Below are 12,664 nucleotides of genomic sequence, written 5' to 3'. Positions count from 1 at the left end.
TGTCTAAAAAACGGTATCAGATATGACCCGCATTCTTCCCGGCGTTCTCGCCATGGCGGCCGTTGTTGTGGCCTCCAACATCCTTGTTCAGTTCCTCTTTGGCCAATGGCTGACCTGGGGCGCTTTCACCTATCCCATCGCCTTCCTCGTCACCGATGTGATGAACCGCGTCTATGGCCTGGGCCCTGCCCGCCGCGTCGTGCTGGCCGGATTTGTCGTCGGCGTCGCCTGTTCGCTGATCGGCACCCAGATCATGGGTGAGTTCGGCCCGCTCGTGACCCTGCGCATCGCCATCGGCTCCGGCCTCGCCTTCCTCTGTGCGCAGATGATGGACGTGGCGATCTTCGACCGCCTGCGTGAGGGCTCCTGGTGGCGCGCACCGCTGGCCTCCACGCTGGTTGGCTCTTCGCTCGATACAGCGATTTTCTTCACCGTCGCCTTCTCCGGCGCCCTTGTTTTCCTGGAGCCGGGCAATGACGTGTCCTGGGCCGGAGAGGCGCTGCCGCTGCTGGGATTTGGCCCTGTCGTGCCGCTCTGGGTCTCCCTCGCCGTGGCCGACTGGATGGTCAAGCTGGGGCTGGCGCTGCTCGCTCTGCTGCCTTTCCGAGCAATTGTCAGAAAACTTTCACCACAGATTGCGTGAAATCTTTTGACAGACACGAAATCTGTGTCACCCTCCTAGGTATCGGAAACAGATGAAAGGAGGTGCTCTAGTGTCTATTGAGATATCGGAGAGAGGTGTCGGAACAGTTTGGAGGAAGATGCCCTGAGGCAGCCCTTGGGGTATATTTGACCAAATTGGTGGCAGCCTAACCGGCGCACCTCCTGAACTCGAGGGGGCTATCCGATCCGATCGGATAGCCCTTTCCTATTGCGGGGTCCTGTGTTGGACCCTGACGAATTTGGCCTTATCTGATGGGGCCTGAGCCGCTGGACCCGACCCGAGACCATGTTACGCATCACCGATCAGATTTCGATTGAGGACTGGGAGATCACGGAGCAGTTCGTGCGCGCCTCCGGCCCCGGCGGGCAGAATGTGAACAAGGTGTCCTCGGCCGTGGAGCTGCGGTTTGAGGCGGCGCGCTCCCCCTCCCTGCCGGAGCCTGTGAAGCGTCGGCTGCGGCAGCTGGCCGGGCGGCGCTGGACCAAGGACGGCGCGCTGGTGCTGCAAGTGTCAGAGGAGCGGTCGCAGACCCGGAACAGGGAGATCGCGCGGGAACGTCTGGCGGAGCTGGTGCGGCGGGCGCTGGTCGCACCGAAACGGCGGATCGCGACGAAGGTGTCGCAGAACCAGAAGCGGAAGCGGGTAGAGGCGAAGAAGGCTCGGGCAGAGGTTAAGGAAGGCCGCGGGTGGGAAAGGTAACTGCCCGGTTCAAGCCTGCCTCGATGACATTTTCTATTCCTTGATCCCAATTGCCCCTGTGTAGGACAGTAAGGAACGGTCGCTCGCATCAGAAAAGCGGGTGGCATAGTGGCCCATTGTTCCTGGTGGCTTTTGGCGGCTCTCGATCTGCGAATGCCACGCATTGAGAGCGAATTCAGAGAAGGATTGAAATGCAGATGTTCGGCGTTGTTATTCTAGCAGGCTTCTTCGGCTGGCTCCTGATCGGCTGGTTCGATGTTAGTTACCTTGTGGCATCGGTTTCGGCCTTTGTTGTCCTGTTCATAGTCGCCATCCTTTTCGAGGCGGCCGAAGAAGAAGCCAAATCTGAAACAGCCTGCGGTCATTGCGGCGAGGCGATCAAGGTCACCGCGAAAGTCTGCCGTTTCTGCAACAGGAACGTCTGATGTTTAAGTTCATGTCCACCCTAGGCTACGGATTAATGCTGATCCTTAATTTGCAATATATGGAGGATCATCGACCATTTAACAGGTGCTATTCCAACGCGTCGGATGCGCAGCGGCAGGGCAATTCTAGACGAGCGGCGGACAAGCAAAAATGCGTCGCATTGTTAATGGTCGTATTCCCCGCGGTGGTGCTTACGAACGTGTTTGAACGTGACTAACGCTGGGCGCCGGCAGAGTATCAGTTGTGCAGATGGCGGGAAAGATGTCTTGCTTAAAGCCTTAAAATTATGAATTTTTTTGACATTCCCACACATCCCTGAAGCGCCACGTCAATGTGGAGACCAAGAACTACAAAGAAGGACGCGTTTCACAACGCCTCCTTCGATTGTTTAATAGCATAAAGCCCTGAGCCTTCGGTCAAAAGCCAAGCGGCCTCGTTGACCGTCGCGTCTCTGTTCGATCAGAACGACTTCGCGTTGCTGCCATCGTTGGAAAGGGTTGTCTTCACATCGTAAAGAAGCGGAGTACCCGTAACCGCCAGCATGACCATGCTGAGCATACGCGCGGCAAGACCGACGAACATCATGAAAAAGAAGAACCCGAAACCGGCCGCTACGTTATTCATTCCCAGTGCAACACCGCCCAAAACAGCAATCAAAAAAACGATCGCGCGAAAACGTTTTACGTGAATCATATCTGCCTGTCCTTTTTTACCGTTAAGCATTGATGATGAGCCACTTTTGACGAGCCCCCGTACCGTTTCAAGGTGAGAATGTGGCAAAAAAAAGAGAGTGCGGCATCGCAGATTTCCGCAATGCGTTCTCCATAAACTCCTTTGACGTTTCGCCTTCTCTTATCCGTCGCTTCTTATACGGATCAATGAGGTCGCAACATCCAGAAACGTCTTTTATTTAAGGGGAAGCCGCCGCATCTTAGAATTCCTTCGATGCCTTTCTACGCTTCAATTTAATCGGATGGTTGTGCGTCTCGCATGCAAATCCGGCGGCACAAATGTGTGTCTTTCAAACCACAACCTCCCGACTCACCTGCTCCCTTACCCCAAACACCCGCTTGTACCGCGCAATCTCCGCTTCCGGCCCCATCGCCTTCTCCGGGTTGTCCGACAGCTTCACAGTGGGCCGCCCGTCCGCTGCAACCGCTTGGCACACCAGTGAAAACGGCGCCGAGGCGTCGCCCGAAGGTCGTCGGTCAACAAAGGTCCTCACCCAAAACTCTCCGGCACCCGGCCGAGGCCTAGCGGTGCAGTTTCTCGATCACCTCAATGGCCAGCCCGTCGAGGGCCGTCCACCAGTTGACGGTCGTCGCCTCACCCGCTGCGGGGTCTCCTACGTCGATGCGGATGCCGGCCCAGCGGGCTGGAGGCGCGTTCGAGGACGCCCTTGGTATTTCAATTTCGCCACGGCGGTGATGAACAATCTGCTCTTCGACGAGTGACACAGGATTAAGCATTGGGCGCTGGTGCTGCAGTCGACGGAGGAGCGGTATCTCGCCTGCATTGAACAGGAAGAGCGCGCAGATAGCGCAGAAGCCATCGATTGCTCGCAAGACCTCGGCCAACTAAACGCCGATTCGTGAGCAATTGCAGGATGAGTGAGGTGGGAGATGTAGAAATGATTGACGCGCGCATCAATTTTCGATTGCTTTTTCAAGAATCGCGTCCAAACTAAAAATCTGTTTCCAGCGGAAGTCTAAGATACTGATGAACATTGTTTTGGCCTCAGTGATTGAATTAGCCGGGTGGATCTGCACAGTCTCAGGACCATTTTCCCTTATCGACACCTTTGGACCTGAAAAATCACGAAACAAAATCGCAGATTTTGTTTTTGGCTTTCACTTAGCTACCGGCCGGGACTTCGACTATAATACCACAATGCTAATAATAGGCGTTTTCTTTCAAAGGGATGGCACCCGACTACGCCTAGGCCGCATCGCACTTTTAGTACTCGTGGTTTCACCTTTACTTTGCGTTTTCACGAACGCAGCGGTCAGTATGGTTATTCTTCAGGAAATCAAAAGTGAGGGGATACAGTATCCAGATCCGATGACGACAATACTGTCCTTAAAATGGGCAGATTTTTCCCTGTTAGCCCTGTTAGTTCCCGGCACACTTATTGCAGGCTTCACGGATTTCTGTAATTTGTATTTTACGAAGTGGCTATATTCTAGGAAAACGAGAACAAATAGGGCTATCACTTTTTTTGTAGACATTCTCGCTTCCACTTCCATTCCAATCACTATCTCCCTGGCATTTCTGTTGACGTCGACACCTTCGGTTGCGAGTCAAATCGACTCCGGCTCAAGCATCTTAGAAATTAATCTCTCCACAGCCGAATTTATCTTTTTTACCTCTGGTTCGCTCGCCTTATCCGCCGGCCTATACTACTCTATAATTAGGATAATTATTTTCATTTCCGGATTGTTACTCCGCACCTTAATCAGAATATCCCATCTAAATAGCTATGCAGCCGTTCATACGTCTGCGTACAACATGCCGCTCACGTTCCTGTCGGTCATCACTGCAGTGGCGTTTCTTCTTTGCACCACCGTTTGGAGAGTACTTAGCAAGCATTTGGTACACTTCAATTAAACCACAACCTCCCGCCTCACCTGCTCACCAACCCCAAACACCCGCTTGTACCGGGCAATCTCCGCCTCCGGCCCCATCGCCTTCTCCGGGTTATCGCTTAGCTTCACCGTCGGCCGCCCGTCCGCCGCAACCGCTTTGCACACCAGTGAAAACGGCGCCAAGGCGTCGCCCGGCACCAGCCCTCGGAAATCGTTCGTCAGCAACGTGCCCCATCCAAAGGACACCCGCACCCGGCCGGAGAACTGGCGGTGCAGCTCCTCGATCTTCGCGACGTCCAGCCCGTCGGAGAAGATCACCAGTTTCTCCCGCGGGTCCTCGCCGCGGGCGGTCCACCAGTTGATGGCCGTCTCCGCCCCTGCCGCCGGGTCTCCGCTGTCGATGCGGATGCCGGTCCAGCCGGCCAGCCAGTCCGGCGCATTCTCCAGGAAGCCCTTGGTGCCGTAGGTGTCGGGCAGGATGATGCGGAGGTTGCCGGAATGCTCCTCGTGCCAGTCGGCCAGCACGTCATAGGGGGCGCGGGCCAGCGCGGCGTCGCCCTCGGCCAGGGCGGAATAGACCATCGGCAGCTCATGGGCATTGGTCCCCACAGCCTCAAGGTCGCGGCGCATGGCGATCAGGCAGTTGGAGGTGCCGGTGAACTTGTCCCCCAGCCCCTCGATCATCGCCTGCACGCACCAGTCCTGCCAGAGGAAGCTGTGCCGCCGGCGGGTGCCGAAATCGGCGATCTTCAGCCCGTCGAGGTCGCGCAGGGCAGAGATCTTCTCCCAGATCTTGGTCATGGCGCGGGCGTAGAGCACCTGAAGCTCAAACCGGCCCATCTGGTCGAGGATGGCGCGACCGCGCAGCTCCATCAGGATGGCGAGGGCGGGGATCTCCCAGAGCATGACCTCGGGCCAGGAGCCTTCGAAGGTCAGCTCGTACTGGTCGCCCTTCTTTTCCAGCTGGTAGGGCGGCAGGCGGAGGTTTTCGAACCACTCCATAAAGTCGGGGCGGAACATCTGGCGCTTGCCGTAGAAGGTATTGCCGCGCAGCCAGGTGGATTCGCCGCGCGACAGCGACAGCGACCGCACATGGTCCAGCTGTTCGCGCAGCTCGCCTTCGTCGATCAGCTTAGCCAAGGGCACGTGTTTGGAGCGGTTGATGAGGGAAAAGGTGACCGTCGTGTCCGGCTTGTTGCGGAAAACCGACTGGCACATCAGCAGCTTGTAGAAATCCGTGTCGATCAGGGACCGGACGATCGGGTCGATCTTCCAGCGGTGATTCCAGACGCGGGTGGCAAGATCGGTCATCGGCGGGCTCCTTCTGCGCCGCCCGACTAAAGCAAGGGGGGCCGGGCTTGTCCAGCGCGCGGCCCATGGTTGGGTGCCGTGCTATTGCAGACGTTTCGGGAACTTCTTCGGCTGGGGCAGCGCCGCATGTACCGCCCGTAGTAGCGCGGTGAGCGCGTCGCGGTCCTCCAGCATCTCCTCGGGGACGAGAACATGGGGTTTCGCGCCGGGATAGGGCGGGGCCATGTCAAACCCCGTGGCCTGGGTCACCGGCAGCGGTTTGAGGTAGAGCCGGTCGTCGCAGATCAGCCTCACCAGCTTGACCCCGACATAAAGCCCGTATTCCTCGAACATCGGCAGGGCGCGCACCGGACCCAGGTCGGACAGCAGGTCTGTCAGGTGATCGACTGTGGCCCGTGCGGTGGCCATCAGGCCATCTCCACCCCCGCGCCCGCCATCTGCTCCAGCGCGGCGGCCAGCGATCCGTCGAGGTCGATGCCGCGGCAGAGCTCCGACAGGACGCGGACCTTGAACCCCAGCTTGGCTGCATCCACGGCAGAGAAATTGACGCAGAAATCGGTGGCGAGGCCGACCATGGTCAGGTCGGTGATGCCCCGCGTGCGCAGGTAGCCCTCCAGCCCGGTGGGCGTGACATGGTCATTCTCGAAAAAGGCCGAATAGCTGTCGATCGCCGGGTTATAGCCCTTGCGGATGATCATATCTGCCCGGTCCACCGTCAGATCGGGATGGAAATTCGCACCCGGAGACCCCTGGATGCAATGATCGGGCCAGAGCACCTGCGGGCCATAGGGCATCGTCACCACGTCGAACGGATGCTGGCCATCATGGGTGGTGGCAAAGGAGGAATGGCCCGCCGGATGCCAGTCCTGGGTCAGGATCACAGCGTCATATTCGGTCATCACCGCATTGATGCCCGGAACGATCGCGTCGCCCTCGGCCACGGCCAGTGCGCCGCCGGGACAAAAGTCATTCTGGACATCGATGACAATCAGGGCTCGGGCCATAAAGTTTCCTTTCGCAGTTGTTCAAACCGTAACAGGGCGCGGGGTCGCGTCAACATGGGTGCGCGCCTGCAACGCGCTTGCTCTGGAGGTCGGTCGGGCCTAAATGGCGCCTATGTACAGGATCGCCGCGCTTTACCACTTCACCCGGTTTGACGACCCATCGGCCATTCGCGGCCCTCTTCTGGCGCTCTGCCAGGCCGAGGGCGTGACCGGGTCGCTCCTGCTGGCCAGAGAGGGGATCAACGGCACGATTGCCGGGTCTCAGACCGGGATTGACGCGGTCGTTGCGCATATCCGGGGCCTGCCCGGCTGTGCCGATCTCGACTGGAAGGAAAGCCAGGCTGCGGATCAGCCATTCGGCCGCCTGAAAGTGCGCCTCAAGAAGGAAATCGTGACGATGGGGCAGCCGGATGTCGACCCCCGGGCCGCGGTTGGACATTACGTCGATCCGACGGACTGGAACGCGCTGATCCGGTCGCCGGACGTGGCCGTGATCGACACGCGCAACGATTACGAGGTGGCGATTGGGACCTTCGAAGGCGCGGTTGACCCGAAGACAGAGAGTTTTCGGGAATTCCCCGCCTGGTGGGAGGCCAATAAGCACCGGTTCCACAACAAGCGGATCGCGATGTTCTGTACCGGGGGCATCCGCTGCGAGAAATCGACGAATTACCTTCTGTGTCAGGGGGTTGAAGAGGTGTATCACCTCAAGGGCGGCATCCTGAAATATCTGGAAGAGGTGCCGGCCGAGGACAGCAGCTGGCAGGGCGAATGTTTCGTATTTGACGGGCGTGTTTCGGTCGGGCACGGCCTGACAGAGGGACCGCATGAGCTGTGTCATGCCTGCCGGCGACCGATCGAGCCCGAAGACCGCAACCGGGCCGAATATGAACACGGCGTATCCTGTCATCATTGCATCGCCAAGACATCGGAGGCGGATAAGCTGAGATTTCGCGAGCGTCAGAAACAGATCGCCCTGTCAGCTAAGCGGGGCGAACGGCATCTGGGCGGCTGAGCCGGGTTCGGGCTGGACGGTGGGACAGCAGAACCGGAATTGGGCGGGAACGACAAGGGTATTTGACCAGGCCAGGGACGCGGGCACAGCGCCCGGCCCTGCTATTTCATAGGGTCAAAGACCGATCCGTCGAAGAACCGGTCTGGCGCGAGGATGACGCGCCCAGTCTCCGACCCGACAGCTGTCGGAACAGACAGCGTTCCTTCCAGCTTTTCCGATGCGGTGGGAAGGTCGGCCCCGATTCCGCGCAGATGCAGCCGGTAGAGATCGGTCCGGAAAACGCTCTTTGCCGCAGCCACAGACTGCGCCCGGTCGAGCCCGAGACGTGCGGCGATCCGCATTCCGATCCATGCGGCCTGCGACCGCCAGGGGAAATTGGCGGCCCCGGCATGGAATGTCAGAAACCGTTCTGTCTGGCGGACGTCCCCCCGGGGGGAGATCACAAAACTGTCCCGTAGTGCATGTTCCACGATCCCCACGGGCAGGTCGAGCCATCTGCTGTCGGCCAGAATTTCCGCTGCCGTGCTTCTATTGTCCTCCCGGTCCAGCCAACGCCCGGCGCGCCAGATCGCACGCATCAACCGCCCTGCCCGGTCCGGATATTGTTCCGGCCAGCCACTGCGGACCGCCAGAACCTTTTCTATCCCGCCATTGCGGATCGCCGAACCGGGCAGCAACATCGTGCCGTCGCCGTTTTCCACTGTCAGTGAATTCCAAGGTTCCCCGACGCAGAACGCATCAATCGCGCCATCAGCCAGTGCCGCGGCCATCAGCGGCGGCGGCACCGTGTGAACTGTCAGGGCCTGTGGTGCGGCCAGTCCAAGTGTTTCCAGCCAGTAGTAGAGAAGCTCGGCATGCATGGAAAACGGGAATGGAACGCCGATCCGTAGAGGGCGGTGCAGAGCGATCAACGCCCGCCCTGCCGCAGTCGCATCCGCAAATGAAAAATCGTGACCCGCAGCACGCATCTCTTCGGCCAGTTCATTGCTGACCGTGACCGCATTGCCGGACAAGTTCAGCGCCATAAGCACCTCAAGCCGACTGTCGGAATTCCCGATGCCAAGCGCACCGGCCACGGGGATCGGCGCCAAGATATGCGCCGCGTCGGTTTCGCCCATAACCAGGCGATCCCGCAATGTCGCCCAGGACGGCGCCGGCACGAGGGTAATATCGAGGTCTTCCTCCGCCGCGAACCCAAGCTCGCGGGCCACGATAAGGGGTGCTGCATCCGTCAGCGGAATAAAGCCGACCTTGATAGGTTCCGTCACGACAGCAACCCCGCGGCCGTTACGATCGCTTCTGCAACTTCGGAAACGCGTTTTCCCTTATCCATGGCCGTCCGACGCAACAGAGCATAGGCTTCGTCTTCGGTCATGCCCCGCGCCTTCATCAAAAGCCCTTTGGCCCGGTCGATCACCTTGCGCTCTTCCAGTGCGCGTTTGGTCGTTTCCAGCTCTGTGCGCATCCGTTTGAAGATATTGAACCGGCTGACCGCGGCGTCGACAATGGGGCGGATCCGATGCGGTTGAAGCCCGTCGACAACATATGCAGAAACACCCGTTTCCATTGCGGCACGGGTCATGGCGTCGTCTGACCTGTCGACAAACATCGCCACGGGCCTTTCCAGAGGCGAGGAAGCCAGAGCCAGATCCTCAAGCATATCGCGTGACGGGCTGGCCACGTCGATCAGCACGACATCCGGGTTCCGTTCCGCGATGTTGCGCGCCAATCCGGTAGATTCCGAAATGACAGAAATGTTGAAATTGCCGCCTTCCGCCAGCCCATCCACAATTTGGGTGGCCCGGTCAGGGTCGGATTCGACAACAAGGATTGAGATTCGGTCCGGCATTGCACCATTCTGCGGTGCGGCACAGGCTTGCGCAAGTTGCATAATGCTGCGTAACAGGACCGGAAATCGGGCACGGAGCCTGCTACCTGTCGGGGCGGACGCCAGCTCGATCGACTTCGCCGGTGCGGACAAAACTGCTGCTCCCTCGCAATTTCCGTTGCAGCTGAGAACGCGACGGTGAAGGTGCCTACCGTTTCGACATACTTGCTAAGGTATTGCTGAAAGATGCGCTGAAGGCGGCTTCCCATTTTCTTTCCGTTTCCGGCGATACGTCCCCGCGGAGGAATTCAGGCAGGAGCGGATCGAACTCCGTGTCGTGCCGGCGTCCGAGCTCCTGCTGCAACCTCTGCTCGGACCATCCCTTTTTCACACCCTCGTCGATCACGGAAACCAGCTTCTGCGAGAAAATCTCGAGATCAAGTTCGTTATGCCCACCCATTTCCGCCGGAAACTGCTTACAGAGGTTCGCGTACAGATTATCTCTGAATAGCTTCGGCATTGCGACCAGGTTTTTTCGAGCAGTGTTTGCGGAAGCGGACCATATCAACGCTACGACCACCAGGCCTCCGACTATCCACCAGACCATCCAGAAAGCCTCCGTCGCACGAAATCATCCGCGACCCGCCTTGAAAGGGCTCTGCACGGCACGGTTGTTTCAAGCCGGCATTCTCCGATCCGACTGCCCGCCGCTGTCTAACTTTGCCGAACTCGGATGCTCGATCAAGCGCCAACTCCGACGAAAACTGCTGACTATAGCGTCACCACCAGAGCGCGCCTCGCGTTTGCAGACATAGAAGAGGGTGAAGAACGGCGCTTCTTTGATCCTGACCGCCTAGTGACCCATCCCTTTGATATGGATCCTATCGTTCCAATCCGGTAGCCGGTCTCCTTTGCTGCAATAAATGCTATTAAAGGAGCGGCATCAAACCGTGACGAGTCTTTCTAAAATCGCGATCAAACCGCACTGAAAGCAACGACAGTCTCCGGCAGCGGTTCACAAAGCGGCAGACAGAACTTCTGCCCCTGTTGCTTCCAAAATGCTTACACAGGTGTTGGACACGCAGTTGCACCGCGCAAGAACGGTGTTTATGAGTTTATAACATACAGAAAATTGGTTGCGGGAGCAGGATTTGAACCTGCGACCTTCAGGTTATGAGCCTGACGAGCTACCGGGCTGCTCCATCCCGCGACACTGGCAGGTCTTCGGCGTATTACGCGATCTGAGACCTGCTTGCGGCCTCCCTGGAAAGGGGGGCACATCGAAGAGAGAAATCAATGCAGTGGCTTTTTAGGTCTGGCGGTGACCTACTCTCCCACGTCTTAAGACGCAGTACCATTGGCGCGACAGCGCTTAACGGCCGAGTTCGGGATGGGATCGGGTGTTTCGCTTGTGCTATGACCACCAGACCAAAGAAACCACTGCGTTGTCCAAGTTGTACGCTGTTTGATGTGTATGCTTTTGATTGTCAGTAGTGTCTTGCGCTACCGCGTCGCTGCTTGAGCGCGGTAAGCCTGGCTACTACTGGATCAAATCAAGCCTATCGGGCAATTAGTACTGGTCAGCTGAGTACGTTACCGCACTTACACCTCCAGCCTATCGACGTAGTCGTCTACTACGGCCCTCAGGGATACCTTGTTTTGAGGGGGGCTTCCCGCTTAGATGCCTTCAGCGGTTATCCTGTCCGATCATAGCTACCCAGCACTGCCGTTGGCACGACAACTGGTCCACCAGTGGATCGTTCACCCCGGTCCTCTCGTACTAGGGGCAACTCCTCTCAAGTATCCTACACCCACGGCAGATAGGGACCGAACTGTCTCACGACGTTCTAAACCCAGCTCACGTACCTCTTTAAACGGCGAACAGCCGTACCCTTGGGACCTGCTCCAGCCCCAGGATGAGATGAGCCGACATCGAGGTGCCAAACACTGCCGTCGATATGGACTCTTGGGCAGTATCAGCCTGTTATCCCCGGCGTACCTTTTATCCGTTGAGCGATGGCCCTCCCACTTGGGACCACCGGATCACTATGGCCGTCTTTCGACTCTGCTCGACTTGTCAGTCTTGCAGTCAGGCTGGCTTCTGCCATTGCACTCAACGAGCGATTTCCGACCGCTCTGAGCCAACCTTCGCGCGCCTCCGTTACGCTTTAGGAGGCGACCGCCCCAGTCAAACTACCCGCCACACAGGGTCCCGGAACCCGATAAGGGATCGCGGTTAGACATCAAGCAAAGCAAGGGTGGTATCTCAAGGAAGGCTCCACCGAGACTGGCGTCCCGGTTTCAAAGCCTACCACCTATCCTGCACATGCTTGGCCTGATGCCAGTGTGAAGCTGTAGTAAAGGTGCACGGGGTCTTTCCGTCTAACCGCGGGAAGCCTGCATCTTGACAGGCAATTCAATTTCGCTGAGTCGATGTTGGAGACAGCGGGGAAGTCGTTACGCCATTCGTGCAGGTCGGAACTTACCCGACAAGGAATTTCGCTACCTTAGGACCGTTATAGTTACGGCCGCCGTTTACTGGGGCTTCAATTCGGAGCTTGCACCCCTCCTTTTAACCTTCCAGCACCGGGCAGGCGTCAGACCCTATACGTCGTCTTGCGACTTCGCAGAGCCCTGTGTTTTTAGTAAACAGTCGCCACCCCCTGGTTTGTGCCCCCAGCCAAAACTTGCGTTGAAACTGGGCCTCCTTCTCGCGAACTTACGGAGGTATTTTGCCGAGTTCCTTCAACATCGTTCTCTCAAGCGCCTTGGTATTCTCTACCAGTCCACCTGTGTCGGTTTCGGGTACGGTCCTATGGAGGGCTATTTCCAGGGACTGCTAAACGGCCCGACCAATCCGATAAGGTCGAACAATCTTCGCAATCCGTCACCATCTCCTGGCCCAGGAATATTAACCTGGTTCCCATCGACTACGCCTTTCGGCCTCGCCTTAGGGGCCGGCTTACCCTGCTCAGATTAGCTTTAAGCAGGAACCCTTGGACTTTCGGCGACAGGGTCTCTCACCCTGTTTGTCGCTACTCATGTCATCATTCTCGCTAGTGATCTCTCCACCGGATGGCTCACGCCCCGGCTTCATCGAAAGCCTCTCTCCTCCAATGTACCCGAAGGTAC

At 58.0% G+C, this 12,664-nt stretch carries 12 protein-coding genes, 1 tRNA gene, 2 rRNA genes and 1 pseudogene (1 of these 16 only partly in view); 5 read left to right on the top strand and 11 right to left on the bottom strand.

All coding sequences use genetic code 11. From position 1 onward, the window contains the following. Positions 1-22 precede the first annotated feature (22 nt). The 3 genes from ACRARG_RS13290 (at position 23) to ACRARG_RS13280 (ending at position 1,788) form a co-directional block, all read left to right on the top strand. Positions 23-643 (top strand): queuosine precursor transporter, encoded by a 621-nt coding sequence (locus ACRARG_RS13290; RefSeq protein WP_432690494.1) that lies wholly within the window; start codon positions 23-25, stop codon positions 641-643. Positions 644-949: 306 nt separating this feature from the next. Further along, the gene (gene arfB / locus ACRARG_RS13285; RefSeq protein ID WP_432690493.1) at positions 950-1,363 is read left to right on the top strand and encodes an alternative ribosome rescue aminoacyl-tRNA hydrolase ArfB; all 414 of its coding nucleotides are present in this window, start codon (positions 950-952) and stop codon (positions 1,361-1,363) included. Between the two features lie 197 nt (positions 1,364-1,560). Then, complete coding sequence (locus tag ACRARG_RS13280) at positions 1,561-1,788, top strand: hypothetical protein (RefSeq protein ID WP_432690492.1); 228 nt, start codon at positions 1,561-1,563, stop codon at positions 1,786-1,788. A gap of 460 nt (positions 1,789-2,248) precedes the next feature. On the opposite strand, the gene ACRARG_RS13275 is transcribed toward ACRARG_RS13280, so the two are convergent. Together ACRARG_RS13275 and ACRARG_RS13270 are read right to left on the bottom strand one after the other, a co-directional pair. After that, positions 2,249-2,482, bottom strand: a complete 234-nt coding sequence (locus ACRARG_RS13275) for a hypothetical protein (RefSeq protein ID WP_432690491.1) — start codon at positions 2,480-2,482, stop codon at positions 2,249-2,251. Between the two features lie 328 nt (positions 2,483-2,810). After that, positions 2,811-3,165 (bottom strand): annotated as a pseudogene (locus ACRARG_RS13270) (nicotinate phosphoribosyltransferase); the annotation flags it as partial. A gap of 343 nt (positions 3,166-3,508) precedes the next feature. Between ACRARG_RS13270 and ACRARG_RS13265 the strand changes: the two are divergent. Continuing rightward, a complete protein-coding gene (locus ACRARG_RS13265; RefSeq protein WP_432690490.1) occupies positions 3,509-4,396 on the top strand; it encodes a hypothetical protein in 888 nt (295 codons plus the stop codon). On the opposite strand, the gene pncB is transcribed toward ACRARG_RS13265, so the two are convergent. The 3 genes from pncB to pncA all read right to left on the bottom strand — a co-directional run bounded on the left by pncB (position 4,393) and on the right by pncA (position 6,689). Beyond that, a complete protein-coding gene (pncB, locus tag ACRARG_RS13260; protein ID WP_432690489.1) occupies positions 4,393-5,685 on the bottom strand; it encodes a nicotinate phosphoribosyltransferase in 1,293 nt (430 codons plus the stop codon). The genes ACRARG_RS13265 and pncB overlap by 4 nt on opposite strands. An 81-nt stretch (positions 5,686-5,766) precedes the next feature. Beyond that, positions 5,767-6,093, bottom strand: a complete 327-nt coding sequence (locus tag ACRARG_RS13255) for a TfoX/Sxy family protein (RefSeq protein WP_432690488.1) — start codon at positions 6,091-6,093, stop codon at positions 5,767-5,769. Further along, the gene (gene pncA / locus ACRARG_RS13250; RefSeq protein ID WP_432690487.1) at positions 6,093-6,689 is read right to left on the bottom strand and encodes a bifunctional nicotinamidase/pyrazinamidase; all 597 of its coding nucleotides are present in this window, start codon (positions 6,687-6,689) and stop codon (positions 6,093-6,095) included. Before pncA ends, ACRARG_RS13255 begins: the two co-directional genes overlap by 1 nt. A gap of 112 nt (positions 6,690-6,801) precedes the next feature. On the opposite strand from pncA, the gene trhO reads away from it, so the two are divergent. Beyond that, positions 6,802-7,704 carry an oxygen-dependent tRNA uridine(34) hydroxylase TrhO gene (gene trhO, locus ACRARG_RS13245; RefSeq protein ID WP_432690486.1) on the top strand — a complete coding sequence of 301 codons (903 nt, stop codon included), beginning with the start codon at positions 6,802-6,804 and terminating at the stop codon, positions 7,702-7,704. A 101-nt stretch (positions 7,705-7,805) separates the two neighbouring features. On the opposite strand, the gene ACRARG_RS13240 is transcribed toward trhO, so the two are convergent. From ACRARG_RS13240 to ACRARG_RS13215, 6 genes are all read right to left on the bottom strand, one after another. After that, positions 7,806-8,972, bottom strand: coding sequence for a CmpA/NrtA family ABC transporter substrate-binding protein (locus ACRARG_RS13240; RefSeq protein WP_432690485.1), 1,167 nt, complete (start codon positions 8,970-8,972; stop codon positions 7,806-7,808). After that, a complete protein-coding gene (locus tag ACRARG_RS13235; protein ID WP_432690484.1) occupies positions 8,969-9,553 on the bottom strand; it encodes an ANTAR domain-containing response regulator in 585 nt (194 codons plus the stop codon). Before ACRARG_RS13235 ends, ACRARG_RS13240 begins: the two co-directional genes overlap by 4 nt. Before the next feature lie 187 nt (positions 9,554-9,740). Then, a complete protein-coding gene (locus tag ACRARG_RS13230) occupies positions 9,741-10,052 on the bottom strand; it encodes a hypothetical protein (protein WP_432690483.1) in 312 nt (103 codons plus the stop codon). A gap of 613 nt (positions 10,053-10,665) precedes the next feature. Further along, positions 10,666-10,742: transfer RNA gene (locus ACRARG_RS13225), tRNA-Met, on the bottom strand. A 103-nt stretch (positions 10,743-10,845) separates the two neighbouring features. Continuing rightward, positions 10,846-10,960 (bottom strand): 5S ribosomal RNA (gene rrf, locus ACRARG_RS13220). A gap of 121 nt (positions 10,961-11,081) precedes the next feature. After that, positions 11,082-12,664 (bottom strand): 23S ribosomal RNA (locus ACRARG_RS13215); it runs 1,866 nt beyond the window's last position.

This window comes from Pseudooceanicola profundi (assembly GCF_050897955.1).
GTDB lineage: Bacteria > Pseudomonadota > Alphaproteobacteria > Rhodobacterales > Rhodobacteraceae > Pseudooceanicola.
Note: the sequence above shows the minus strand (reverse complement) of the source record. Positions and strands in the feature narration are given on the sequence as shown.

Excerpts from the sequence above, each read along its gene's own strand:
- ACRARG_RS13290 (WP_432690494.1), top strand. The coding sequence starts at position 23 with ATGACCCGCATTCTTCCCGGCGTTCTCGCCATGGCGGCCGTTGTTGTG.
- arfB (WP_432690493.1), top strand. The coding sequence starts at position 950 with ATGTTACGCATCACCGATCAGATTTCGATTGAGGACTGGGAGATCACG.
- ACRARG_RS13280 (WP_432690492.1), top strand. The coding sequence starts at position 1,561 with ATGTTCGGCGTTGTTATTCTAGCAGGCTTCTTCGGCTGGCTCCTGATC.
- ACRARG_RS13275 (WP_432690491.1), bottom strand. The coding sequence starts at position 2,482 with ATGATTCACGTAAAACGTTTTCGCGCGATCGTTTTTTTGATTGCTGTT.
- ACRARG_RS13265 (WP_432690490.1), top strand. The coding sequence starts at position 3,509 with ATGAACATTGTTTTGGCCTCAGTGATTGAATTAGCCGGGTGGATCTGC.
- pncB (WP_432690489.1), bottom strand. The coding sequence starts at position 5,685 with ATGACCGATCTTGCCACCCGCGTCTGGAATCACCGCTGGAAGATCGAC.
- ACRARG_RS13255 (WP_432690488.1), bottom strand. The coding sequence starts at position 6,093 with ATGGCCACCGCACGGGCCACAGTCGATCACCTGACAGACCTGCTGTCC.
- pncA (WP_432690487.1), bottom strand. The coding sequence starts at position 6,689 with ATGGCCCGAGCCCTGATTGTCATCGATGTCCAGAATGACTTTTGTCCC.
- trhO (WP_432690486.1), top strand. The coding sequence starts at position 6,802 with ATGTACAGGATCGCCGCGCTTTACCACTTCACCCGGTTTGACGACCCA.
- ACRARG_RS13235 (WP_432690484.1), bottom strand. The coding sequence starts at position 9,553 with ATGCCGGACCGAATCTCAATCCTTGTTGTCGAATCCGACCCTGACCGG.
- ACRARG_RS13230 (WP_432690483.1), bottom strand. The coding sequence starts at position 10,052 with ATGCCGAAGCTATTCAGAGATAATCTGTACGCGAACCTCTGTAAGCAG.